Consider the following 20,068-nt stretch of genomic DNA (forward strand, 5'->3'; position numbering starts at 1 on the left):
GAAATGGTGATGCCGGGTGACAACGTCAAGATGGTCGTCACCCTGATCAACCCGGTGGCAATGGACGAAGGCCTGCGCTTCGCCATCCGCGAAGGCGGCCGTACCGTCGGCGCCGGCGTGGTCTCGAAGATCATCGAGTAATCTGGTAGTATCTGCGCCCCGATGTTGCCTGGGTAGGGCATCGGGGCGTATCAAATGGGAAAGCAGGCACAGGATGTGCCTTGTGTTCCCCGGACCAGGAAGGGTCAATGCCATTCAGGCGGCGTCAACAGGCGACTGTTGACAGCTGCCTTGCGTGCCATTATGCTTCTACGTCTGGGCAGGCCGGGAAACTGGTCTGCCTACGTTTTTGAGGTCTATGGATTGACCTTGGCGGCCTGCAGGAGTGCGGGCCGTCCGTATTCAGGAATTTCATGGGGCAAAGCAACCCAGAGGCTTTGTCTGTCGCTCTTTTAACGAAGGAACCTACCGCCATGGCGGACCAAAAGATCCGGATCCGGCTGAAAGCGTTCGATCATCGTCTGATCGACCGTTCGGCCAGCGAGATCGTTGAAACGGCAAAGCGGACCGGCGCGCAAGTGCGTGGCCCGATCCCGCTGCCGACCAAGATCGAGCGTTACACCGTTCTCGTTTCCCCGCACGTCGACAAGGACGCGCGTGACCAGTACGAGACCCGCACGCACAAGCGCGTGCTCGATATCGTTGACCCGAATGACAAGACCGTGGACGCGCTGATGAAGCTCGAACTGGCTGCCGGCGTCGACGTTCAGATCAAGCTGACCTGAGGACTACGACCATGACGAAGAAGTATTCGTTGGGCTTCGTGGGCCGCAAGGCTGGCATGAGCCGCGTGTTCACTGAAGATGGCCGCTCCATCCCGGTGACCCTGATCGAAGCAACCCCGAACCGCATCGCGCAGATCAAGACCGTCGAAACCGACGGCTACAGCGCCGTGCAGGTGACCGTCGGCGCGCGTCGCGCTGCCCTGGTCAACAAGCCGGAAGCCGGCCACTTCGCCAAGGCGAAGGTGGAAGCGGGTCGTGGCCTGTGGGAATTCCGCGTTGAAGACGCGCAGCTCGGCGATTTCGCCGTTGGCGGCGAAGTCAAGGCGGACATCTTCGAAGTCGGCCAGATCGTCGACGTCCAGGGTGTCACCAAGGGTAAGGGCTTCCAGGGCACCATCAAGCGCCACAACTTCCGTATGGGCGATGCAACCCACGGTAACTCGCTGTCGCATCGCGCGCCGGGTTCGCTGGGTCAGCGCCAGACCCCGGGTCGCGTTTTCCCGGGCAAGAAGATGTCGGGCCACATGGGCGCGGTGCAGCAGAGCACCCAGAACCTGGAAGTGGTCAAGGTCGACGTCGAGCGCGGTCTGATCGCCGTTCGCGGCGCCGTTCCGGGCGCGGCGGGTGGCGACGTGATCGTCCGTCCGGCGAGCAAGGCATAAGGAGAGATGACGATGGAACTCGTTATCACGGGTAGCAACAACAAGGTCTCGGTCTCCGACGCCGTGTTCGGTCGCGATTTCAGCGAAGATCTGGTCCACCAGGTCGTCGTTGCCTACCGCAACGCCGGTCGCGCCGGCACCAAGGCACAGAAGACTCGCTCCGAAGTGGCTGGTACCACCAAGAAGTCGAAGAAGCAGAAGGGCGGCGGCGCGCGTCATGGCGCACTGACGGCTCCGATCTTCGTCGGCGGCGGTGTCACCTTCGCGGCCAAGCCGCGCAGCTTCGAGCAGAAGGTCAATCGTAAGCAGTACCGTGCCGCCATGTGCGCGATCCTGTCCGAGCTGAACCGTCAGGGCCGTCTGACCATCGTGGAGTCCTTCGATGTCGAAGTGACCAACACGAAGGGTCTGATCGCCAAGCTGGCCGGCCTGGAAGTGGGCAAGCGCCCGCTGATCGTCACCGAAGAAGCGTCCGAGCACCTGTACCTGTCCGCCCGCAATCTGCCGTACGTGCAGGTGCGTGACGTCCAGGGTCTGGATCCGGTCTCGCTGGTGGGTGCCGACACGGTCGTCATCACCGCTGACGCGGTCAAGAAGGTCGAGGAGTGGCTGGCATGAACAGCAACGAAAAAATCTTCAGCGTGCTGCGTGCCCCGCGTGTCTCCGAAAAGACCGCGCGCCTGCAGGAACTCTCCAACCAGTATGTCTTCGAAGTTTCGAACGAAGCCACCAAGGCCGATGTAAAGGCCGCGGTTGAGCAGCTGTTCGACGTCAAGGTCGAAGCCGTCAACGTGGTCAACGTCAAGGGCAAGAACAAGTCCTTCCGTAACCGTGCTGGCCGCCGCGGCGATTGGCGCAAGGCGTACGTTCGCCTGGCCGATGGCCAGTCGATCGATGTAACGGCCAAGGCCTGAGGTACATCCCATGCCATTGATGAAATTCAAGCCCACTTCCCCCGGCCGCCGTTCGGCCGTGCGCGTGGTCACTCCCGACCTGCACAAGGGTGCTCCGCACGCTGCGCTGGTCGAGTCGCAGAGCCGCTCGGGTGGTCGTAACCACCATGGCCGCATCACCGTGCGTCACGTCGGTGGTGGTGCCAAGCAGCACTACCGCATCATCGACTTCAAGCGCAACAAGCTGGGCATCCCGGCGCGCGTGGAACGCATCGAATACGATCCGAACCGCACCGCGCACATCGCTCTGCTGTGCTACGTCGACGGTGAGCGTCGCTACATCATCGCCCCGAAGGGCCTGAAGGCCGGTGATCAGGTGATCGCTGGTTCGGATGCCCCGATCAAGGCCGGCAACACCCTGCCGCTGCGCAACATCCCGGTCGGCACCACCATCCACTGCATCGAACTGAAGCCGGGCAAGGGCGCTCAGATCGCTCGCGCCGCCGGTGCGGCCGTGCAGCTGGTGGCTCGCGAAGGCATCTACGCCACCCTGCGCCTGCGCTCGGGTGAAATGCGTAAGGTTCCGGTCGAGTGCTGCGCCACCATCGGCGAAGTCGGCAACGACGAGCACAGCCTGGAGAAGCTGGGCAAGGCCGGTGCCAAGCGTTGGCGCGGCGTCCGCCCGACCGTTCGTGGTGCTGCCATGAACCCGGTTGACCACCCGCACGGTGGTGGTGAGGCGAAGGCCGGCCAGGGTAACCCGCATCCGGTCACCCCGTGGGGTGTCCCGACCAAGGGTTACAAGACGCGCCATAACAAGCGCACTCAGCAGTTCATCGTCCGCGATCGTAGGGGCTAATCGACCATGGCACGTTCACTCAAGAAGGGCCCGTTCGTCGATCACCACCTCGTCAAGAAGGTGGAGGCCGCTGCGGGCAGCAAGAAGCCGATCAAGACCTGGTCGCGCCGTTCGATGATCCTGCCTGACATGGTAGGCGTCACCATTGCCGTGCATAACGGCAAGAACCACATCCCGGTTCTCGTCAACGAGAACATGGTCGGCCACAAGCTCGGCGAATTTGCCATCACCCGGACCTTCAAGGGTCACGGTGGTGACAAGAAGTCGGGCAAGTAAGGAGAGATGACAATGGAAGCGAAAGCCATCCTGCGCACTGCGCGCATCTCCCCGCAGAAGGCTCGTCTGGTCGCTGACCAGGTGCGCGGTCTGCCGGCCGAGCGTGCGGTCAACCTGCTGAAGTTCTCGGACAAGAAGGCTGCCCACCTGATCAAGAAGGTGGTGGAGTCGGCTATTGCCAACGCCGAGAACAACCAGGGCGCCGACGTCGACGAGCTGAAGGTTCAGACCATCATGGTTGATGAAGGTCCGACCCTGAAGCGTTTCATGGCGCGGGCGAAAGGCCGCGGTACCCGCATCCTCAAGCGCACCAGCCACATCACTGTGGTTGTGGGCGCCGCCAAGTAAGCGGATAAGGAAAAGACCATGGGTCATAAAGTTCATCCGATTGGTATCCGCCTCGGCATTTCCAAGGACTGGAACTCCAAGTGGTACGCCAACAAGGCCGAGTTCGCTGGTTACCTGGCAGCCGACCTGAAAGTGCGCGAAATGCTGCGCAAGAAGCTGGCTCAGGCCGGCATCAGCAAGATCCTGATCGAGCGTCCGGCCAAGACCGCTCGCGTGACGATCCACACCGCCCGTCCGGGCGTGGTGATCGGCAAGCGCGGTGAGGACATCGAGAAGCTGCGCAAGGAAGTGAGCGAGATGATGGGCGTCCCGGCGCACATCAACGTCACCGAAGTGCGCAAGCCGGAACTGGACGCGCAGCTCGTTGCCGAGTCGATCGCCCAGCAGCTGGAGCGTCGCATCATGTTCCGCCGCGCAATGAAGCGCTCGGTCGGCAACGCGATGCGCCTGGGTGCCCTGGGCATCAAGGTCAACGTGGGTGGCCGCCTCAACGGTGCAGAAATCGCCCGTTCGGAGTGGTACCGCGAAGGCCGCGTGCCGCTGCACACCCTGCGTGCCGACATCGACTATGGCTTCGCTGAAGCCAAGACGACCTACGGCATCATCGGCATCAAGGTCTGGATCTACAAGGGCGAGGTCTTCGATTTCTCCCAGGTTGGCCAGGAAAAGCAGGACGACACCCCGTCGCGCAACGATCGTCACGATCGCGGCGACCGTGGTGACCGTCAGCGCCCGGCCCGTGAAGCGAGGTAACGACAATGTTGCAACCCAAGCGAACCAAGTACCGCAAGGTACACAAGGGCCGTAACGATGGCCTGAGCTGGAGCGCCAACGCTGTCAGCTTCGGCGAATACGGCCTGAAGGCAACTGCACACGGTCAGCTGACCGCGCGTCAGATCGAAGCGGCCCGCCGCTCGATCAGCCGCTACGTCAAGCGCGGCGGCAAGATGTGGATCCGCGTGTTCCCCGACAAGCCCATCACCAAGAAGCCCATCGAAGTCCGAATGGGTTCTGGTAAGGGTAACGTGGAATACTGGGTGGCCCAGATCCAGCCCGGCCGCATGATCTATGAAATCGAGGGTGTTTCCGAGGAAGTGGCTCGCGAGGCGTTCCGCCTGGCCGCCGCCAAGCTCTCGGTCACCACCACTTTCGTGACCCGTACGGTGCGCTGATGGATATCAAAACTCTCCGTGAAAAGTCGGCTGACGAACTCAAGGCCCACCTGATCGACCTGCGTAAGGAACAGTTCTCTGTCCGTATGCAGCAGGTCACCGGCCAGCTGCCGAAGACCCACGACATTCGCCGGGTCCGTCGCGAGATTGCTCGCGTCAAGACCCTGCTCGGCAGCACGAAGTAAGGATGGCCGCTATGAGCGACAATACTGAAAAGAAGACGCTGCGCACGGTCGAAGGCCGTGTCGTCAGCAACAAGATGGACAAGACGGTTACCGTCCTGGTTGAGCGTCAGGTCAAGCACGCGCTGTACGGCAAGTACATCAAGCGCTCGACGAAGCTGCACGCCCACGATGCCGACAACGCCTGCAAGGAAGGCGATGTCGTCCGCGTGACCGAGATTGCTCCGATGTCCAAGACCAAGAACTGGCGCGTGGTGGAAGTCATCACGCGCGCGGCTGAATAAGGAGCTGAATCATGATCCAGATGCAGAGCTACCTTGACGTCGCGGACAATTCGGGTGCCAAGCAGGTGATGTGCTTCAAGGTGCTGGGTGGTTCCAAGCGCCGTTACGCCGGCATCGGCGACATCATCAAGGTCACCGTGAAGGATGCGATTCCGCGCGGCAAGGTCAAGAAGGGTGAAGTGTATGACGCCGTCGTGGTGCGTACCCGCAAGGGTGTGCGTCGCGCCGACGGCTCGCTGATCCGCTTCGACGGCAACGCTGCCGTTCTGCTGAACAGCAAGCAGGAGCCGATCGGTACCCGTATCTTCGGGCCGGTGACCCGTGAACTTCGTTCGGAGAAGTTCATGAAGATCGTCTCGCTCGCTCCCGAAGTGCTGTGAGCGACAGGAGATAATCATGGCTAACCGTATCAAGAAGGGCGACCAGGTTGTCGTCAACGCTGGCAAGGACAAGGGCAAGCAGGGCGAAGTCGTCCGCGTCGACGGCGACCGTGTGGTCGTCGCCAACGTGAACATCGTCAAGCGCCACACCAAGCCGAACCCGCAGGCAGGTGTTGCCGGCGGCGTGGTCGAGCGCGAAGCTTCGATCCATATCTCCAACGTGAATGTTCTGAACCCGGCTTCGGGCAAGGGCGAACGCGTTGGCTTCAAGGTGCTGGAGGATGGACGCAAACTGCGTGTGTTCCGCTCCAGCGGTGAGGCGCTCGACGCCTGAGGAATGAGAAGATGAGTTCCCGTCTCGAAAAGTTCTACAAGGACGAAGTGGTGCCGGCGCTGATGAAGCAGTTCGGCTACACCAATCCGATGGAAGTGCCGAAGCTGGTCAAGGTCACCCTGAACATGGGTGTCGGCGAAGCGGCCACCAACAAGAAGATCCTGGAAAACGCCGTCGGCGACATGACCAAGATTTCCGGCCAGAAGCCGGTTGTCACCAAGTCGCGTGTGTCGGTTGCGTCGTTCAAGATCCGCGATGGTTGGCCGATCGGCTGCAAGACCACGCTGCGTCGCCACAAGATGTACGAGTTCCTGGATCGCCTGATCAACATCTCGCTGCCGCGCGTGCGCGACTTCCGTGGTGTTTCCGGTCGTTCCTTCGACGGCCGCGGCAACTTCAACATGGGTGTGAAGGAGCAGATCATCTTCCCGGAAATCGACTTCGACGCCGTCGACGCGATCCGCGGTATGGATATCGCCATCACCACCACTGCGAAGACCGACGCGGAAGCGAAGGCGCTGCTGGCAGCGTTCAAGTTCCCGTTCCGTAACTGATCTGTCGAGGAAACCGAAATGGCAAAGACCTCCATGGTCAACCGCGACATCAAGCGGGAAAAGCTGGCAAAGAAGTACGCTGAAAAGCGTGCAGCTCTGAAGAAGATCGTGTCCTCCGTGGACGCGACCTACGAAGAGAAGATCGACGCCGCAACCAAGCTGGCCAAGCTGCCGCGCGATTCGTCGCCGAGCCGCCAGCGCAACCGTTGCGAGCTGTCGGGTCGTCCGCGTGGCGTCTACAGCAAGTTCGGTCTGGGCCGTAACAAGCTGCGTGAAGCCACCATGCGTGGCGACGTCCCGGGTCTGCGCAAGGCCAGCTGGTGATCCCAGCCGGCCCTGCGATCAGGAGCCCCTTCGGGGGTTCCTGAACCGGGCAGGGGAGGCATTCAGCTTTCCCGACGCAAAAAAACCGAAGAGCCCGGCGCAAGCCGGGCTCTTTTGGCGTATACTCCCGCGTCTTGCCCTGTGCAGACGGGGTTGTAGGAGTGGGCTTCCGGCCCACTGCAACAAGGGACCTGGCCCGTTTCCAGGAGACAACAGATTTTCGCGAAAGCGGATATCGGTGCACTCAAAGGTACTCATATGAGCATGACTGATCCCATCGCCGACCTGCTGGTCCGCATCAAGAATGCGGCCGCGGTTGGCAAGCAGACGGTGAAAGCCCCGTCGTCCAAGATCAAGGTTGCGATTGCCCAGGTCCTGAAGGACGAGGGTTACATCACCGACCTGCGCGTGACCCAGCTGGAAAACAACAAGTCCGAGCTGGAAATCGTGCTGAAGTATTTCGAAGGCAAGCCGGTCATCGCGACCCTGAAGCGCTTCTCGCGTTCGGGCCTGCGCCAGTACCGCGGCAAGAGCGAGCTGCCGAAGGTCATGAACGGCCTGGGTATCTCCATCATTTCCACCTCCAAGGGCATCATGACTGATGCGCAGGCGCGCCAGCTGGGCGTCGGCGGCGAAGTCCTGTGCTTCGTGGCCTAAGGCGAAAGGAGTAGAACTATGTCCCGCGTAGCCAAGAAGCCGATCGACCTGGGTAAGGTTGAACTGAACGTCCAGTCGGACAGCGTCACCGCCAAGGGCCCGAAGGGCACCCTGTCGCTGGCCAAGCCGGCCGGTATTGCCATCAACGTCGACAACGGCGTTGCCACCCTGAGCACCGAGAACGCTGACCTGGTCGCACTGACCGGTACCGTGCGTGCGATCCTGTCCAACATGGTCAAGGGCGTGTCCGAAGGCTTCGAGCGCAAGCTGGAGCTGGTCGGCGTGGGTTACCGCGCTGCCATGCAGGGCAAGGACCTGAGCCTGTCGCTGGGCTTCTCGCATCCGGTCGTGTTCGTGGCGCCGGAAGGCATCACCCTGTCGACCCCGACCCAGACCGAGATCCTGGTCCAGGGCGCTGACAAGCAGGTCGTCGGTGAAGTTGCCGCCAAGATCCGTGCGTTCCGCAAGCCGGAGCCGTACAAGGGCAAGGGCGTGAAGTACTCCGACGAAGTCATCATCCGTAAGGAAGCCAAGAAGGCATAAGCGCGAGTCCCTCGCAAGAGCCCGCACATCCCTGTGCGGACTTCTCAGGGAAAAGCTCTTCCTTCAGCTTTCAAGGAATAATCAAAATGAACAAGAACATCGCCCGCCTGCGTCGTGCCAAGTCGACCCGCGCCCACATCCGTGAGCTCGGCGTCGCCCGCCTGTCGGTACTGCGCACCGGCCAGCACCTGTACGCCCAGGTCTTCACCGCCGACGGTTCCAAGGTGCTGGCTGCCGCCAACACCACCCAGACCGACGTCATGGAAGGCCTGAAGAACGGCAAGAACGCCGATGCCGCCGCCAAGGTTGGCCGCATCGTCGCCGAGCGCGCCAAGGCCGCCGGCGTCGAGAAGGTTGCCTTCGATCGTTCGGGCTACCGCTACCACGGCCGCATCAAGGCCCTGGCAGAAGCGGCCCGCGAAGCCGGCCTGCAGTTCTAAGGGACAAGGGCAGGAGGCCATTGGCCTCCTGCCTGCCTGCTCGCCAGCCTGAGTGAGGCTGGACGGCGCCGCTCTTCTGCAGCGGCCCACCGGAACGCCGCGTCACGCCACAACCATAAGCGGCTTCGAGCCGTACATACCCAAACAACCAAGGAATCAACATGGCAGAAGAGCGTCAGCAGCGGGGTCGCGATCGCGACCGTAACCGCGAAGAGAAGATCGACGACGGCATGATCGAAAAGCTGGTCGCGGTCAACCGCGTCAGCAAGACCGTCAAGGGTGGCCGCCAGTTCACCTTCACCGCCCTGACCGTTGTCGGCGACGGCGAAGGCAAGGTCGGTTTCGGTTATGGCAAGGCCCGCGAAGTGCCGGTCGCCATCCAGAAGTCGATGGAACAGGCCCGCAAGAACCTGGTCAGCGTTGACCTGAACAACGGCACCCTGTGGCACACCATCAAGGATGGTCACGGCGCAGCCCGCGTGTTCATGCAGCCGGCTTCGGAAGGTACCGGCGTCATCGCCGGCGGTGCCATGCGCGCCGTGCTGGAAGCGGTTGGCGTGAAGAACGTGCTGGCCAAGGCCACCGGTTCGCGCAACCCGATCAACCTGGTGCGTGCCACCGTGAAGGGCCTGTCTGCTGCGCAGTCGCCGGCCCGCATCGCGGCCAAGCGCGGCAAGAAGGTGGAGGAACTCAACCATGGCTAATGAGTCCAACAAGACTGTCAAGGTCCGCCTGGTGCGTGGCCTGCGTGGCACCCAGTCGCGTCACCGCCTGTCGGTGCGTGCCCTGGGCCTGAACAAGCTCAACGATGTGCGTGAACTGAAGGACAGCCCGCAGGTGCGCGGCCTGATCAACAAGGTTCAGTACCTCGTCCAGGTTGAGGAGTAATCGACCATGACTCTGCGTCTCAATGAACTGAGCCCGGCACCGGGCGCCCGCACCGAGCGTACCCGCGTCGGTCGCGGTATCGGCTCGGGCCTGGGCAAGACTGCCGGCCGCGGCCACAAGGGTTCGTTCGCCCGCAAGGGTGGCGGCAAGATCAAGGCTGGCTTCGAAGGCGGCCAGACCCCCATGCAGCGTCGTCTGCCGAAGATCGGCTTCCGTTCGCCGATCGCCAAGGACACCGCTGAAGTGCTGCTGTACGCGCTGGACAAGCTGCCGGCCGGTGAGATCGACTTCGCCGCCCTGCGTGCTGCCAAGCTGGTCCCGAGCACTGCCAAGAAGGCCAAGGTCGTCGTCAAGGGCGAAGTGACCAAGGCGTTCACCCTGAAGGGTATTGCTGCCACGGCGGGTGCCAAGGCCGCGATCGAAGCTGCCGGCGGCAGCGTAACGGAGTAAGAAAATCATGGCGCAAGCTGGCATCGGTAACCTCGCGGGCGGAATGGGCAAGTTCACTGAACTTCGCCAACGTTTGCTGTTCGTCGTCGGGGCTTTGATCGTCTATCGCATCGGCTGCTACGTGCCGGTGCCGGGCGTCAATCCCGATGCCATGCTTGCCATGATGCAACAGCAGGGCGGCGGCATCGTGGACATGTTCAACATGTTCTCGGGCGGCGCCCTGCACCGTTTCAGCATCTTCGCGCTGAACGTGATGCCGTACATCTCGGCATCGATCGTGATGCAGCTGGCCGTGCACATCTTCCCCGCCCTGAAGGCGATGCAGAAGGAAGGTGAGTCCGGCCGCCGCAAGATCACCCAGTATTCGCGCATCGGCGCCGTGCTGCTGGCAGTGGTGCAGGGCGGCTCGATCGCGCTGGCCCTGCAGGGCCAGGTCTCGCCGTCGGGCGCTCCGGTCGTGTACGCGCCGGGCATGGGCTTCGTGCTCACCGCCGTGGTCGCGCTGACCGCCGGCACCATGTTCCTGATGTGGGTCGGTGAGCAGGTCACCGAACGCGGCATCGGCAATGGCGTGTCGCTGATCATCTTCGCCGGTATCGTCGCAGGCCTGCCGGGTGCGATCATCCACACCTTCGACGCCTACCGCGACGGCAACATCCAGTTCATCCAGCTGCTGCTGATCGCCATCGTCGTGCTCGCCTTCACCTTCTTCGTGGTGTTCGTCGAGCGTGGCCAGCGCCGGATCACGGTCAACTACGCGCGCCGCCAGGGCGGTCGCAACGCGTACATGAACCAGACCTCGTTCCTGCCGCTGAAGCTCAACATGGCCGGCGTCATCCCGGCGATCTTCGCCTCGAGCCTGCTGGCGTTCCCGGCCACCCTGGCCATGTGGTCCGGCCAGGCTGCCAACCAGAGCAGCTTCGGCCAGGTCCTGCAGAAGGTCGCCAATGCCCTCGGCCCGGGCGAGCCGCTGCACATGATCGTGTTCGCTGCGCTGATCACCGGTTTCGCGTTCTTCTATACCGCGCTGGTGTTCAACTCGCAGGAAACCGCCGACAACCTGAAGAAGTCGGGCGCGCTGATTCCGGGCATCCGTCCGGGCAAGGCCACCGCCGATTACATCGACGGCGTGCTGACCCGCCTGACCGCAGCCGGCTCGGCCTACCTGGTGATCGTCTGCCTGCTGCCGGAACTGATGCGCACGCAGCTGAACGCCTCGTTCTACTTCGGTGGTACTTCGCTGCTGATCGTGGTGGTGGTGGTGATGGACTTCATCGCCCAGGTGCAGGCGCACCTGATGTCCCACCAGTACGAGAGCCTGCTGAAGAAGGCCAACCTGAAGGGCGGCAACCGCGGCGGTTTTGCCCGCGGCTGATTGGCCTGTTATACTTTCGTCTTCCTGACGTGATGGTCCCTCCGCTTCGCGGACTCCGGCCACACAAACGAAGGGCGGCCCCCGCAGCGGTTCCGGGTGGGGGTGTGATGAGGTGGTCCCGCGCTGGAGTAGCGCGGGCGGCCCCGGGGGGAACCCCAGGTCCAACCCCATCCGGCGCCGGAGCCTGGGCACACTCCCCAGGCCGGGTTCATGAAACCAATGGTTTCACGGGCTTCCATGTAAACCGGAACCTTGTTAGTATCGCTAGTTCACTTTTTTGATCCATCCTGCCGGATTGGCGTGCCCGAGGCGCGCTGTCGGCCATCACTCAGCTGGAGAACCGCGTCATGGCGCGTATTGCAGGCGTCAACCTGCCAGCCCAGAAGCATGTCTGGGTCGGGTTGCAAAGCATTTACGGCATCGGCCGTACCCGTTCGAAGAAGGTCTGCGAAGTCGCAGGCGTTGCTTCGACCACCAAGATCCGCGATCTGTCGGAGCCGGAAATCGAGCGCCTGCGCGCCGAAGTCGGCAAGTACATCGTGGAAGGCGATCTGCGCCGTGAGATCGGCATCGCGATCAAGCGCCTGATGGACCTGGGCTGCTACCGCGGCCTGCGTCACCGTCGTGGCCTCCCGCTGCGTGGCCAGCGCACCCGTACCAACGCCCGCACCCGCAAGGGTCCGCGCAAGGCGATCAAGAAGTAAGGGACTGAGAAATGGCTAAGCCCGCTGCTAAGACCAAGAAGAAGATCAAGCGCGTCGTCACCGACGGCGTTGCCCACGTCCACGCTTCGTTCAACAACACCATCGTCACCATCACCGACCGCCAGGGCAACGCTCTGTCGTGGGCGACCTCCGGTGGCGCTGGCTTCCGCGGTTCGCGCAAGTCGACCCCGTTCGCTGCCCAGGTGGCTGCTGAAAAGGCCGGTCGTGCTGCGCTGGACTACGGCGTGAAGTCGCTGGAAGTCCGCATCAAGGGCCCGGGTCCGGGCCGTGAGTCGGCCGTGCGTTCGTTGAACAACGTCGGCTACAAGATCACCAACATCATCGACGTGACGCCTATCCCGCACAACGGGTGCCGTCCGCCGAAGAAGCGTCGCGTCTAAAGGGAGCGATAAGAAATGGCTCGTTATATCGGTCCTACCTGTAAGCTCGCCCGCCGCGAAGGCGCCGACCTGTCCCTGAAGAGCCCGGCGCGTGCGCTGGACTCGAAGTGCAAGCTGGAGCAGAAGCCCGGCCAGCACGGCGCCACTGCCCGCAAGGGCAAGCTGTCCGACTACGCCACCCAGCTGCGTGAAAAGCAGAAGGTCAAGCGTATCTACGGCCTGCTGGAGCGTCAGTTCCGCAACTACTACAAGAAGGCCTCGACCAAGAAGGGCAACACCGGCGAGAACCTGCTGCAGCTGCTGGAAACCCGCCTGGACAACGTCGTCTACCGCATGGGCTTCGCCGTGACCCGTCCGGCTGCCCGTCAGCTGGTGTCGCACCGCGGCGTCACCGTGAATGGCAAGTCGGTCAACCTGGCTTCGTACCAGGTCAAGGCTGGCGACGCCATCGCTCTGTCTGAAAAGGCTGCCAAGCAGCTGCGCGTCCAGGAAGCCCTGACCGTCGCCGCCCAGCATGACCTGAGCCCGTCGTGGGTTGAAGTGGATTCCGGCAAGTTCACCGGCATCTTCAAGGCTGTTCCGGATCGTTCGGATCTGCCTGCGGACATCAACGAAGCGCTGATCGTCGAGCTGTATTCGAAGTAATTCACATTGGAGAGCCCCCGGCGACGGCCGGGGGTTCACTAGGAGAACCCGCAACATGACGGTTACCGCCAACCAGGTTCTGCGTCCTCGCGGTCCGCAGATCGAACGCCTTACCGACACCCGTGCAAAGGTCGTTATCGAACCTTTGGAGCGGGGTTACGGGCATACGCTGGGTAATGCCCTGCGTCGCGTGCTGCTGTCGTCCATCCCGGGCTTCGCCATCACGGAAGTCGAAATCGACGGCGTGTTGCATGAGTACACCACGGTCGAAGGTCTGCAGGAGGACGTGCTCGAAGTCCTGCTGAACCTCAAGGACGTGGCCATCCGTATGCACTCCGGCGACAGCGCCACCCTGTCCCTGTCCAAGCAGGGCCCGGGCGTTGTCACCGCTGCCGACATCAAGGTCGACCACAATGTGGAGATCCTGAACGGCGACCATGTGATCTGCCACCTGACCAAGGACACGGCAATCAACATGCGTCTGAAGATCGAACGTGGTTTCGGCTACCAGCCGGCTGCCGCGCGTCGTCGTCCGGACGAAGAAACCCGTGCCATCGGCCGCCTGGTCCTGGATGCCTCGTTCTCGCCGGTCCGCCGCGTCGCCTATGCCGTGGAAGCGGCCCGCGTCGAACAGCGTACCGACCTGGACAAGCTGGTCATCGATATCGAGACCAACGGCACCATCGACGCCGAGGAAGCCGTGCGCACCGCCGCCGACATCCTCAGCGACCAGCTGTCGGTGTTCGGTGACTTCACCCATCGCGACCGCGGTGCGGCCAAGCCGGCCAACAACGGCGTGGATCCGGTGCTGCTGCGCCCGATCGACGATCTGGAGCTGACCGTGCGTTCGGCCAACTGCCTGAAGGCTGAAAGCATCTACTACATCGGCGATCTGATCCAGAAGACCGAAGTGGAGCTGCTGAAGACCCCGAACCTGGGCAAGAAGTCGCTCACCGAGATCAAGGAAGTGCTGGCTCAGCGCGGCCTGTCGCTCGGCATGAAGCTGGAGAACTGGCCGCCGGCCGGTGTCGCCAGCCACGGCATGCTGGGCTGATATCGGTAATGCCTGAAGGCTCCACCGTTCGCGGTGGGGCCTTCAACGCAACACACCATGCCATGACGAACCGCAGGTTCGCGCGGCAGGTCGTCCAGGACGGGCGGCCAGGACCATCCGCAGTCCGCGCAGCAACGCCAGGATGGCGACAACGATCCACACAGCCACATCATTAACCAAGGAATATCACCATGCGTCACCAGAAGTCTGGCCGTAAGTTCAGCCGCACCAGCGCCCACCGCGAAGCGATGTTCAAGAACATGGCCGCCTCGCTGTTCAAGCACGAGCTGATCAAGACCACCCTGCCGAAGGCCAAGGAACTGCGCCGCGTTGCCGAGCCGCTGATCACCCTGGCCAAGGTCGACTCCGTCGCCAACCGCCGTCTGGCCTTCGCCCGCCTGCGCGACAACGAAGCCGTGGGCAACCTGTTCACCATCCTGGGCCCGCGCTACGCGAACCGTCCGGGCGGCTACCTGCGCCTGCTGAAGTGCGGCTTCCGCGCCGGCGACAACGCGCCGATGGCCTACGTCGAGCTGGTCGACCGTCCGGTCGTGGCCGAGGAAGTGGCCGAGTAATCGGACCGCTCCAACGCGACACAGCGAAAGCCCGGCCTCCGCCGGGCTTTTGCGTTCTGGTAGCGCCGGGCCATGCCCGGCGTTTCCGTATCCGCTACGCTCGCCGGGCATGGCCCGGCGCTACCTGCGGCACAATGCGACCCACACCCTTCCGACAGGCGTGCCGTGTGGCGGTTCAGACGGTGCGCACTCTCGGTTACGCTTGGCGCCTGATCCATTCGAGCGTTGACGATGAATCCACTGCGCTGGCCCTTCCGCGCCCAGTTCTTCCTGGGCTTCCTGATCTGCGCGGGCCTGCTTGGCTACGCCATCTTCCTGCAGCTGAAGATGGGCCTGGAGCCGTGTCCGTTGTGCATCTTCCAGCGCCTGGCGTTCGCTGCGCTGGGCCTGCTGTTCCTGATCGGTGCACTGCATGGTCCGTCCAACCGCCCGGGACGCGCGACCTATGGCGTGCTGGCCTTCATTGCCGCGGCAGTAGGTGTCGGCATCGCCGCGCGCCACGTCTACGTGCAGATGCTGCCGCCGGAAATGGGTTCCACCTGTGGCCCGCCGCTGGCGTTCCTGAGCGAGACCATGGGGCCACTGGAGGTGTTCCGCACGGTGCTGACCGGTACCGGCAACTGCGGCAACATCGACTGGACGTTCCTGGGCCTGACCATGCCGATGTGGTCGGGCGTGTGGTTCGTGCTGCTGGCGCTGTGGGCGCTGGTGGTGTCGCTGCGCAAGGTCAGGCGCTGAACGTGGCCACGCATGGCGTGGCTCTACTGGGTAGTGCCGGCCGCTGGCCGGCATACCGTGGGATTGCCGGCCAGCGGCCGGCACTACCTCAGAAGTCCTGCTGCAGGCTCAGGTAGGCACCGCGGCGTGGTCCCCACTGCGGGGCGAACACACCCACGCCGCCACCGTCGCGCAGCTGGTAGCTGCGGTCCAGCGCGTTGATCACCGCCAGCTGGACATGCAGCGGATGCCCGCTGTCGGCGTTGAAGTCATGCCCGGCGCTGAGGTTCACCTGCAGGTACGACGGCAGCTCGCCGCCGTTGGGCACGCCCTCGATGTCGGAACGCAGGCCGCTGCCGAACACGTAGTTGGCACCGATCCGGTTGTGTCCGGCGAAGGCGTAGCTGAGACCACCCGATGATGTCAGCTTCTGGTCGTGGTCGAGGTGGATCCAGTGGTTGGCCACATAGGCCAGGGCATCCGGATCGAGGTTGTACTGGCCGGTGATGACGTCGGTACCGATGGCCTTGTTCAGCGCGGCGTTGAAGTAGGCGCTGAACGGACCGTTGCTGTAGTCGGCGCTGAACTCCAGGCCGCGGATGTGGCCACGGCGGTAGTTGAAGGTCGAATAGATGTAGGCAGCGCCGAACTGGCCTTCGTCCTGCAGGCGTGCGACGCGTCGGTCATACGCGTCCAGGCCCAGGGTCAGGTGCTCGCCCAGTTGCTGCGAGACGCCGATGTCGTAGTAGTCGCTGCGCTCGGCCAGCGGCGTGTTGTTGCCGCCGCTGGGCTGCTGGTTGGTGGTGCCGTCGTACAGCGCGATGTCGCTGCTGGCAATCAACTCGCTGGCCGGTGGCGTGAAGTAGCGCGAATAGCCGGCGTGCACGGTGGTGCTGTCGCTGGCATTCCAGACCACGCCCACGCGCGGGCTGAGCTGGCCTTCGGTGCGGCCGAAGGCCTTGTAGCGGTCGCCACGCAGGCCGTAGTTCACGGTCCAGTCGTCGCCGATCTTCCACTCGTCCTGTACGTACAGTGCCAGCGTACTGGCGTGGAACGCGCTGCGGTCGGGGATCAACAGCGGTGTCGTGCCGGACTGCTGGCCGCCGTCATCAACCGGGAACACCCAGCTGTTGCTGCTGGCCCGCGCGTTCTCGTAATTGCCGTACAGGCCATAGCGCAGCGTGTGGTCGTTGCCCAACGGCGTTGAGAAGTCGGCCTGCAGGGTGTTGGCGCGGTTGCTGCGCTGGACCTGCGAGGCGACGCCGCTGAACACCAGGTCGCCCACCACGTCCGGGTTGAACGCCACGTCGCTGTAGCGCTGTCCGGCCGATAGCTGGTACGCGGTGCTGCCCAACGTGCCCTGCAGCACCAGCATCCCGAAGCGGGTGGTCTCGCGCTGGGTCTCATCCAGCTGGCTGGAGTCGAAGGTGGTGGTGTCCAGATATCCGAACTGTGGCGTCTGGCCCGGGTTGACCGGGATCTGGAAGCGGTTGTTGGCGAAACCGGCGAACACACTCAGGCGGGTGTTGTCGTTGACCAGGTAGGTGAGGTCGGCGAAGGCCTTGCCCTGGTGAGTATCGTCGTGCAGCGGCTTGCGCGAGTTGGTGGGGTTCTCCAGGCCGACCTCATGCTGGTCGTAGTTGCCGGTCAGGAACCAGCTCCAGCGCCCCTGGTTGCCCCACCAGGAGGCGTTCGGATTGATCTTGCCGAACGAGCCGGTGGTCAGCCCCGCGCTGCCGCCATTGCCCAGCTCGGCACCGTTGCGGGTGGTGATGTCGACCACCGCTGCGGTGCGCTCGCCGAACTGCGCCGGCAGTGCGCCGTCCATCAGGCGGATGCTCTTGATGGTGCGCGCGTCCAGGGTCTGGCCGAAGCCGGAGATCGATTCGGGCAGCAGCACGCCGTTGATGCGGTACTGCAGGTTGGCGTGGTCGCCGCGTACGTGCACGCCGCCATAGGAGTCCTGGACCACGCCAGGGGCCTGCAGCAGCACTTGGCTGAGCGGCGCGGAGGCACCCAGCGGCTGCTTCTGGATGTCCTCGGCGGTGATCTGGTACTGGCTGCTGCCGATGTCCGGCGACAGCGTGTTGCGGGCCTGGTCGAGCTGGGCGTGGACGGTGACCGCATCCAGATCCTTGACGGACGAAGCGGGGGCGTCGGCTGCCGAGGCGAAGGCGGGCAGGCTGGCCAGGGCCAGGGCGAAGGTGATGCCGGTAGCGAGGGGCGAGGGCTTCATGGTGGGAGAGGTGGCGGCTGGATGTGGAAGGGGCCGGTCCATGACATTGAAGTGTTACTCCGTAACAAATCATGCGCCTGTCCCGGGCGGCTGACCATGCAGGATCTGGCCGCTGGCGTCGGCCTTTCTCTGCCGTTCAGGCGAGCCGGTAGGCCGGACCGGCCCTTTGCGTCAGCGGCCGGCTCTGCGACCATGACCGCCCCCCATCCCGGAAGTCTGCAATGAGCCTGTCCGCCGTTCCGCCCGTGCCCGATCCCGCCGCGACCGCCGCCGGCGCTGCCTGGTCGCCGGAGAGCTGGCGGGGCAAGACCGCGCTGCAGATGCCGACCTATCCCGACCCGGTAGCCCTGGAGGCGGCCCTGCACGAGCTTAAGCGGCTGCCACCGCTGGTCACCTCCTGGGAGATCCTGGCGCTGAAGCAGCAGCTGGCCGAGGCCCAGGAAGGCAAGCGCTTCCTGCTGCAGGGCGGCGACTGCGCCGAGAACTTCAGCGACTGCGAATCGGGCACCATCTCCAACCGGCTGAAGGTACTGTTGCAGATGAGCCTGGTGCTGGTGCACGGCCTGCGCCAGCCGGTGATCCGCGTCGGCCGCTTCGCCGGCCAGTACGCCAAGCCGCGTTCGGCCGATACCGAAACCCGCGACGGCGTGACCCTGCCGAGCTACCGCGGCGATGTGATCAACGCACCCGCTTTCACTGAAGCAGCGCGTCTGCCGGACCCGAAGCGGATGCTGCAGGCCCACGCGCATTCGGCGATGACGATGAACTTCGTGCGTGCGCTGATCGACGGTGGTTTCGCCGACCTGCACCACCCCGAATACTGGAACCTGGAGTGGGTAAGCCACTCGCCGCTGGCGGCCGAGTACCAGAAGATGGTGGCCTCGATCGGCGATGCGGTGCACTTCATGGAGACCCTGGCCGGGGCCCGCGTGCACAACCTCAACCGCATCGACTTCTACACCTCGCATGAAGCACTGCTGCTGCCCTACGAGCAGGCGCTGACCCGCCAGGTGCCGCGCCAGCAGGGCTGGTTGAACCTGAGCACGCATTACCCGTGGATCGGCATGCGCACGGCTGCGCTCGATGGCGCGCACGTGGAATACCTGCGTGGCGTGCGCAATCCGATTGCGATCAAGGTCGGCCCGTCGGTGACGCCGGACCAGCTGCTGCGCCTGATCGATGTGCTCAACCCGCACGACGAACCGGGTCGACTGAGCTTCATCCATCGCATGGGTGCGGCGCAGATCGCCGAGAAGCTGCCGCCGCTGCTGGATGCCGTCAAGCGTGATGGCCGCCGCGTGCTGTGGGTGTGCGATGCGATGCATGGCAACACCGAAAGCACTGCCAATGGCTTCAAGACGCGTCGCTTCGACAACGTGCGTGGCGAAGTGGAGATGTCGTTTGATCTGCATGCGGCCGCGGGCACGCGCCTGGGTGGCGTGCACCTGGAGCTGACCGGCGAGGACGTGACCGAATGCACCGGTGGTGCGCGCGAACTGACCGAGCGTGACCTGGAGCGTGCGTATCGTTCGACGGTGGACCCGCGGTTGAACTACGAGCAGTCGCTGGAGATCGCGATGGCGATCGTGCGCAAGCAGGAGCAGGTGCGGTAAGGGGTTTTCGGCAGGGCTTGCAGCCCTGCACCTGCTGCAATCAACGTCAACGGCAAAAGCCGAAGCAGCGGCAACAGCATGCATTCCGTGGGCTGGCGGGGTGGTGTCGGAGTGCGGGGACGCTGCAAGTACGTCCCTGTAAGCTTGGCAGCCGCATCCATGCGGCTGACACCCCGCACTCCGACACCGCCCCACCTTCGACAGGTTCAGGCCCCTATTGGTGGGTGCCGACCGTTGGTCGGCACATCTGTCAGATGTCGAATGAATCATCCACGCATGGCGTGGATCTACTGGTAACTGCGGCGATTGGCATGCGCGGCTGTTGGTAGGTGTCGACCGTTGGTCGACACGATTTTTCTGTCAGATAGCAGTATTCAAAATGGGCTCCGACCCCGTGCCGACCAACGGTCGGCACCCACCATCAGCAGCAGCTTCCGACAGATCGCAGAAAACTGTCGAAGGCGGGGTGGGTCCGGTTGCGGGGGCGTGAGCCGCATGGGCCCGAGGCATGCCTCGGGCGGGTTGGGCAGGACGCCCAACCCCGGTCTTGCCGTGTGCGCAGGACAGCGCACACGGGCAAGCGGCGACCGAGCTTACATGGGTGAGGGCGCTTTGCTTGCGAAGCACTGCTTCGCAAGCGCCCGAACGCACAGCCGCCAGCGGCTGGGCCGGGCCCCGGAGGGGGACTTGCAGCGCCCCCCGCAACCGGACCCACCC

General features: G+C 63.7%; 31 protein-coding genes. 30 read left to right on the top strand and 1 reads right to left on the bottom strand.

The window, feature by feature from the left end:
* The 29 genes from AC5P9F_RS20335 to AC5P9F_RS20475 form a co-directional block, all read left to right on the top strand.
* Nucleotides 1-141 (top strand): EF-Tu C-terminal domain-related protein (locus AC5P9F_RS20335; RefSeq protein WP_487247787.1); only part of this gene is annotated, 141 nt, incomplete at its 5' end.
* 332 nt (nucleotides 142-473) lie between these two features.
* Nucleotides 474-785 (top strand): 30S ribosomal protein S10, encoded by a 312-nt coding sequence (rpsJ, locus tag AC5P9F_RS20340; RefSeq protein ID WP_005408208.1) that lies wholly within the window; start codon nucleotides 474-476, stop codon nucleotides 783-785.
* Between the two features lie 11 nt (nucleotides 786-796).
* Complete coding sequence (rplC, locus tag AC5P9F_RS20345) at nucleotides 797-1,447, top strand: 50S ribosomal protein L3 (protein ID WP_004145336.1); 651 nt, start codon at nucleotides 797-799, stop codon at nucleotides 1,445-1,447.
* Nucleotides 1,448-1,459: 12 nt separating this feature from the next.
* Nucleotides 1,460-2,065, top strand: a complete 606-nt coding sequence (gene rplD, locus AC5P9F_RS20350) for a 50S ribosomal protein L4 (protein ID WP_004145337.1) — start codon at nucleotides 1,460-1,462, stop codon at nucleotides 2,063-2,065.
* On the top strand, nucleotides 2,062-2,361 hold the full coding sequence (rplW, locus tag AC5P9F_RS20355; RefSeq protein WP_004145338.1) for a 50S ribosomal protein L23: 300 nt from the start codon (nucleotides 2,062-2,064) through the stop codon (nucleotides 2,359-2,361). The genes rplD and rplW overlap by 4 nt, the downstream gene beginning before the upstream one ends.
* Nucleotides 2,362-2,371: 10 nt before the next feature.
* Nucleotides 2,372-3,199 carry a 50S ribosomal protein L2 gene (rplB, locus tag AC5P9F_RS20360; protein WP_004145339.1) on the top strand — a complete coding sequence of 276 codons (828 nt, stop codon included), beginning with the start codon at nucleotides 2,372-2,374 and terminating at the stop codon, nucleotides 3,197-3,199.
* Nucleotides 3,200-3,205: 6 nt separating this feature from the next.
* Complete coding sequence (gene rpsS, locus AC5P9F_RS20365; protein WP_004154485.1) at nucleotides 3,206-3,475, top strand: 30S ribosomal protein S19; 270 nt, start codon at nucleotides 3,206-3,208, stop codon at nucleotides 3,473-3,475.
* Nucleotides 3,476-3,487: 12 nt separating this feature from the next.
* Nucleotides 3,488-3,823, top strand: a complete 336-nt coding sequence (gene rplV, locus AC5P9F_RS20370; RefSeq protein ID WP_004145348.1) for a 50S ribosomal protein L22 — start codon at nucleotides 3,488-3,490, stop codon at nucleotides 3,821-3,823.
* Between the two features lie 18 nt (nucleotides 3,824-3,841).
* Entirely contained in the window at nucleotides 3,842-4,576 is a 735-nt protein-coding gene (gene rpsC, locus AC5P9F_RS20375) for a 30S ribosomal protein S3 (protein WP_004145350.1), read from the top strand.
* A 5-nt stretch (nucleotides 4,577-4,581) separates the two neighbouring features.
* A complete protein-coding gene (gene rplP / locus AC5P9F_RS20380; RefSeq protein ID WP_004154486.1) occupies nucleotides 4,582-4,995 on the top strand; it encodes a 50S ribosomal protein L16 in 414 nt (137 codons plus the stop codon).
* Nucleotides 4,995-5,180 carry a 50S ribosomal protein L29 gene (rpmC, locus tag AC5P9F_RS20385; protein ID WP_004154487.1) on the top strand — a complete coding sequence of 62 codons (186 nt, stop codon included), beginning with the start codon at nucleotides 4,995-4,997 and terminating at the stop codon, nucleotides 5,178-5,180. The genes rplP and rpmC overlap by 1 nt, the downstream gene beginning before the upstream one ends.
* 11 nt (nucleotides 5,181-5,191) lie before the next feature.
* A complete protein-coding gene (gene rpsQ, locus AC5P9F_RS20390; RefSeq protein WP_004154489.1) occupies nucleotides 5,192-5,461 on the top strand; it encodes a 30S ribosomal protein S17 in 270 nt (89 codons plus the stop codon).
* 11 nt (nucleotides 5,462-5,472) lie between these two features.
* Complete coding sequence (gene rplN, locus AC5P9F_RS20395) at nucleotides 5,473-5,841, top strand: 50S ribosomal protein L14 (protein ID WP_004145357.1); 369 nt, start codon at nucleotides 5,473-5,475, stop codon at nucleotides 5,839-5,841.
* Between the two features lie 16 nt (nucleotides 5,842-5,857).
* On the top strand, nucleotides 5,858-6,175 hold the full coding sequence (gene rplX / locus AC5P9F_RS20400) for a 50S ribosomal protein L24 (protein ID WP_004154490.1): 318 nt from the start codon (nucleotides 5,858-5,860) through the stop codon (nucleotides 6,173-6,175).
* An 11-nt stretch (nucleotides 6,176-6,186) separates the two neighbouring features.
* A complete protein-coding gene (gene rplE, locus AC5P9F_RS20405) occupies nucleotides 6,187-6,729 on the top strand; it encodes a 50S ribosomal protein L5 (protein WP_004154491.1) in 543 nt (180 codons plus the stop codon).
* An 18-nt stretch (nucleotides 6,730-6,747) separates the two neighbouring features.
* Complete coding sequence (rpsN, locus tag AC5P9F_RS20410) at nucleotides 6,748-7,053, top strand: 30S ribosomal protein S14 (RefSeq protein ID WP_005408209.1); 306 nt, start codon at nucleotides 6,748-6,750, stop codon at nucleotides 7,051-7,053.
* A 258-nt stretch (nucleotides 7,054-7,311) separates the two neighbouring features.
* Nucleotides 7,312-7,710 carry a 30S ribosomal protein S8 gene (rpsH, locus tag AC5P9F_RS20415; RefSeq protein WP_005408210.1) on the top strand — a complete coding sequence of 133 codons (399 nt, stop codon included), beginning with the start codon at nucleotides 7,312-7,314 and terminating at the stop codon, nucleotides 7,708-7,710.
* Nucleotides 7,711-7,728: 18 nt separating this feature from the next.
* Nucleotides 7,729-8,253, top strand: coding sequence for a 50S ribosomal protein L6 (gene rplF / locus AC5P9F_RS20420; protein WP_005408211.1), 525 nt, complete (start codon nucleotides 7,729-7,731; stop codon nucleotides 8,251-8,253).
* An 80-nt stretch (nucleotides 8,254-8,333) separates the two neighbouring features.
* Complete coding sequence (gene rplR, locus AC5P9F_RS20425) at nucleotides 8,334-8,693, top strand: 50S ribosomal protein L18 (RefSeq protein ID WP_024957318.1); 360 nt, start codon at nucleotides 8,334-8,336, stop codon at nucleotides 8,691-8,693.
* A 161-nt stretch (nucleotides 8,694-8,854) separates the two neighbouring features.
* Nucleotides 8,855-9,397 (top strand): 30S ribosomal protein S5, encoded by a 543-nt coding sequence (rpsE, locus tag AC5P9F_RS20430; protein WP_005408213.1) that lies wholly within the window; start codon nucleotides 8,855-8,857, stop codon nucleotides 9,395-9,397.
* On the top strand, nucleotides 9,390-9,581 hold the full coding sequence (gene rpmD / locus AC5P9F_RS20435; protein ID WP_005408214.1) for a 50S ribosomal protein L30: 192 nt from the start codon (nucleotides 9,390-9,392) through the stop codon (nucleotides 9,579-9,581). The genes rpsE and rpmD overlap by 8 nt, the downstream gene beginning before the upstream one ends.
* Before the next feature lie 6 nt (nucleotides 9,582-9,587).
* Nucleotides 9,588-10,031: a 50S ribosomal protein L15 gene (gene rplO / locus AC5P9F_RS20440; protein ID WP_004154498.1), complete on the top strand. Its 444-nt coding sequence runs from the start codon at nucleotides 9,588-9,590 to the stop codon at nucleotides 10,029-10,031.
* Nucleotides 10,032-10,038: 7 nt separating this feature from the next.
* Entirely contained in the window at nucleotides 10,039-11,406 is a 1,368-nt protein-coding gene (gene secY / locus AC5P9F_RS20445) for a preprotein translocase subunit SecY (RefSeq protein ID WP_005408215.1), read from the top strand.
* A 347-nt stretch (nucleotides 11,407-11,753) separates the two neighbouring features.
* A complete protein-coding gene (gene rpsM / locus AC5P9F_RS20450; protein WP_004154500.1) occupies nucleotides 11,754-12,110 on the top strand; it encodes a 30S ribosomal protein S13 in 357 nt (118 codons plus the stop codon).
* A gap of 11 nt (nucleotides 12,111-12,121) precedes the next feature.
* The gene (gene rpsK / locus AC5P9F_RS20455) at nucleotides 12,122-12,511 is read left to right on the top strand and encodes a 30S ribosomal protein S11 (protein ID WP_004145443.1); all 390 of its coding nucleotides are present in this window, start codon (nucleotides 12,122-12,124) and stop codon (nucleotides 12,509-12,511) included.
* Between the two features lie 15 nt (nucleotides 12,512-12,526).
* On the top strand, nucleotides 12,527-13,156 hold the full coding sequence (gene rpsD, locus AC5P9F_RS20460; RefSeq protein WP_004145446.1) for a 30S ribosomal protein S4: 630 nt from the start codon (nucleotides 12,527-12,529) through the stop codon (nucleotides 13,154-13,156).
* 55 nt (nucleotides 13,157-13,211) lie between these two features.
* On the top strand, nucleotides 13,212-14,210 hold the full coding sequence (locus tag AC5P9F_RS20465; protein WP_005408216.1) for a DNA-directed RNA polymerase subunit alpha: 999 nt from the start codon (nucleotides 13,212-13,214) through the stop codon (nucleotides 14,208-14,210).
* Nucleotides 14,211-14,401: 191 nt separating this feature from the next.
* Entirely contained in the window at nucleotides 14,402-14,785 is a 384-nt protein-coding gene (gene rplQ / locus AC5P9F_RS20470) for a 50S ribosomal protein L17 (RefSeq protein WP_005408217.1), read from the top strand.
* 231 nt (nucleotides 14,786-15,016) lie between these two features.
* Complete coding sequence (locus AC5P9F_RS20475; protein WP_049432774.1) at nucleotides 15,017-15,523, top strand: disulfide bond formation protein B; 507 nt, start codon at nucleotides 15,017-15,019, stop codon at nucleotides 15,521-15,523.
* 88 nt (nucleotides 15,524-15,611) lie between these two features.
* Here AC5P9F_RS20475 and AC5P9F_RS20480 read toward each other — a convergent pair whose 3' ends face one another.
* Nucleotides 15,612-17,738, bottom strand: coding sequence for a TonB-dependent receptor (locus tag AC5P9F_RS20480; RefSeq protein WP_111722874.1), 2,127 nt, complete (start codon nucleotides 17,736-17,738; stop codon nucleotides 15,612-15,614).
* Nucleotides 17,739-17,959: 221 nt separating this feature from the next.
* On the opposite strand from AC5P9F_RS20480, the gene AC5P9F_RS20485 reads away from it, so the two are divergent.
* Complete coding sequence (locus AC5P9F_RS20485; RefSeq protein ID WP_012479239.1) at nucleotides 17,960-19,351, top strand: class II 3-deoxy-7-phosphoheptulonate synthase; 1,392 nt, start codon at nucleotides 17,960-17,962, stop codon at nucleotides 19,349-19,351.
* Nucleotides 19,352-20,068: the final 717 nt, after the last annotated feature.

The sequence above is a fragment of the Stenotrophomonas sp. YJH_SMC_4 genome (assembly GCF_059371575.1).

Bases quoted from the DNA above. Each gene is read 5' to 3' on its own strand.
- rpsJ (WP_005408208.1), top strand. From the start codon at position 474: ATGGCGGACCAAAAGATCCGGATCCGGCTGAAAGCGTTCGATCATCGT.
- rplC (WP_004145336.1), top strand. From the start codon at position 797: ATGACGAAGAAGTATTCGTTGGGCTTCGTGGGCCGCAAGGCTGGCATG.
- rplD (WP_004145337.1), top strand. From the start codon at position 1,460: ATGGAACTCGTTATCACGGGTAGCAACAACAAGGTCTCGGTCTCCGAC.
- rplW (WP_004145338.1), top strand. From the start codon at position 2,062: ATGAACAGCAACGAAAAAATCTTCAGCGTGCTGCGTGCCCCGCGTGTC.
- rplB (WP_004145339.1), top strand. From the start codon at position 2,372: ATGCCATTGATGAAATTCAAGCCCACTTCCCCCGGCCGCCGTTCGGCC.
- rpsS (WP_004154485.1), top strand. From the start codon at position 3,206: ATGGCACGTTCACTCAAGAAGGGCCCGTTCGTCGATCACCACCTCGTC.
- rplV (WP_004145348.1), top strand. From the start codon at position 3,488: ATGGAAGCGAAAGCCATCCTGCGCACTGCGCGCATCTCCCCGCAGAAG.
- rpsC (WP_004145350.1), top strand. From the start codon at position 3,842: ATGGGTCATAAAGTTCATCCGATTGGTATCCGCCTCGGCATTTCCAAG.
- rplP (WP_004154486.1), top strand. From the start codon at position 4,582: ATGTTGCAACCCAAGCGAACCAAGTACCGCAAGGTACACAAGGGCCGT.
- rpmC (WP_004154487.1), top strand. From the start codon at position 4,995: ATGGATATCAAAACTCTCCGTGAAAAGTCGGCTGACGAACTCAAGGCC.
- rpsQ (WP_004154489.1), top strand. From the start codon at position 5,192: ATGAGCGACAATACTGAAAAGAAGACGCTGCGCACGGTCGAAGGCCGT.
- rplN (WP_004145357.1), top strand. From the start codon at position 5,473: ATGATCCAGATGCAGAGCTACCTTGACGTCGCGGACAATTCGGGTGCC.
- rplX (WP_004154490.1), top strand. From the start codon at position 5,858: ATGGCTAACCGTATCAAGAAGGGCGACCAGGTTGTCGTCAACGCTGGC.
- rplE (WP_004154491.1), top strand. From the start codon at position 6,187: ATGAGTTCCCGTCTCGAAAAGTTCTACAAGGACGAAGTGGTGCCGGCG.
- rpsN (WP_005408209.1), top strand. From the start codon at position 6,748: ATGGCAAAGACCTCCATGGTCAACCGCGACATCAAGCGGGAAAAGCTG.
- rpsH (WP_005408210.1), top strand. From the start codon at position 7,312: ATGAGCATGACTGATCCCATCGCCGACCTGCTGGTCCGCATCAAGAAT.
- rplF (WP_005408211.1), top strand. From the start codon at position 7,729: ATGTCCCGCGTAGCCAAGAAGCCGATCGACCTGGGTAAGGTTGAACTG.
- rpsE (WP_005408213.1), top strand. From the start codon at position 8,855: ATGGCAGAAGAGCGTCAGCAGCGGGGTCGCGATCGCGACCGTAACCGC.
- rpmD (WP_005408214.1), top strand. From the start codon at position 9,390: ATGGCTAATGAGTCCAACAAGACTGTCAAGGTCCGCCTGGTGCGTGGC.
- rplO (WP_004154498.1), top strand. From the start codon at position 9,588: ATGACTCTGCGTCTCAATGAACTGAGCCCGGCACCGGGCGCCCGCACC.
- secY (WP_005408215.1), top strand. From the start codon at position 10,039: ATGGCGCAAGCTGGCATCGGTAACCTCGCGGGCGGAATGGGCAAGTTC.
- rpsM (WP_004154500.1), top strand. From the start codon at position 11,754: ATGGCGCGTATTGCAGGCGTCAACCTGCCAGCCCAGAAGCATGTCTGG.
- rpsK (WP_004145443.1), top strand. From the start codon at position 12,122: ATGGCTAAGCCCGCTGCTAAGACCAAGAAGAAGATCAAGCGCGTCGTC.
- rpsD (WP_004145446.1), top strand. From the start codon at position 12,527: ATGGCTCGTTATATCGGTCCTACCTGTAAGCTCGCCCGCCGCGAAGGC.
- AC5P9F_RS20465 (WP_005408216.1), top strand. From the start codon at position 13,212: ATGACGGTTACCGCCAACCAGGTTCTGCGTCCTCGCGGTCCGCAGATC.
- rplQ (WP_005408217.1), top strand. From the start codon at position 14,402: ATGCGTCACCAGAAGTCTGGCCGTAAGTTCAGCCGCACCAGCGCCCAC.
- AC5P9F_RS20475 (WP_049432774.1), top strand. From the start codon at position 15,017: ATGAATCCACTGCGCTGGCCCTTCCGCGCCCAGTTCTTCCTGGGCTTC.
- AC5P9F_RS20480 (WP_111722874.1), bottom strand. From the start codon at position 17,738: ATGAAGCCCTCGCCCCTCGCTACCGGCATCACCTTCGCCCTGGCCCTG.
- AC5P9F_RS20485 (WP_012479239.1), top strand. From the start codon at position 17,960: ATGAGCCTGTCCGCCGTTCCGCCCGTGCCCGATCCCGCCGCGACCGCC.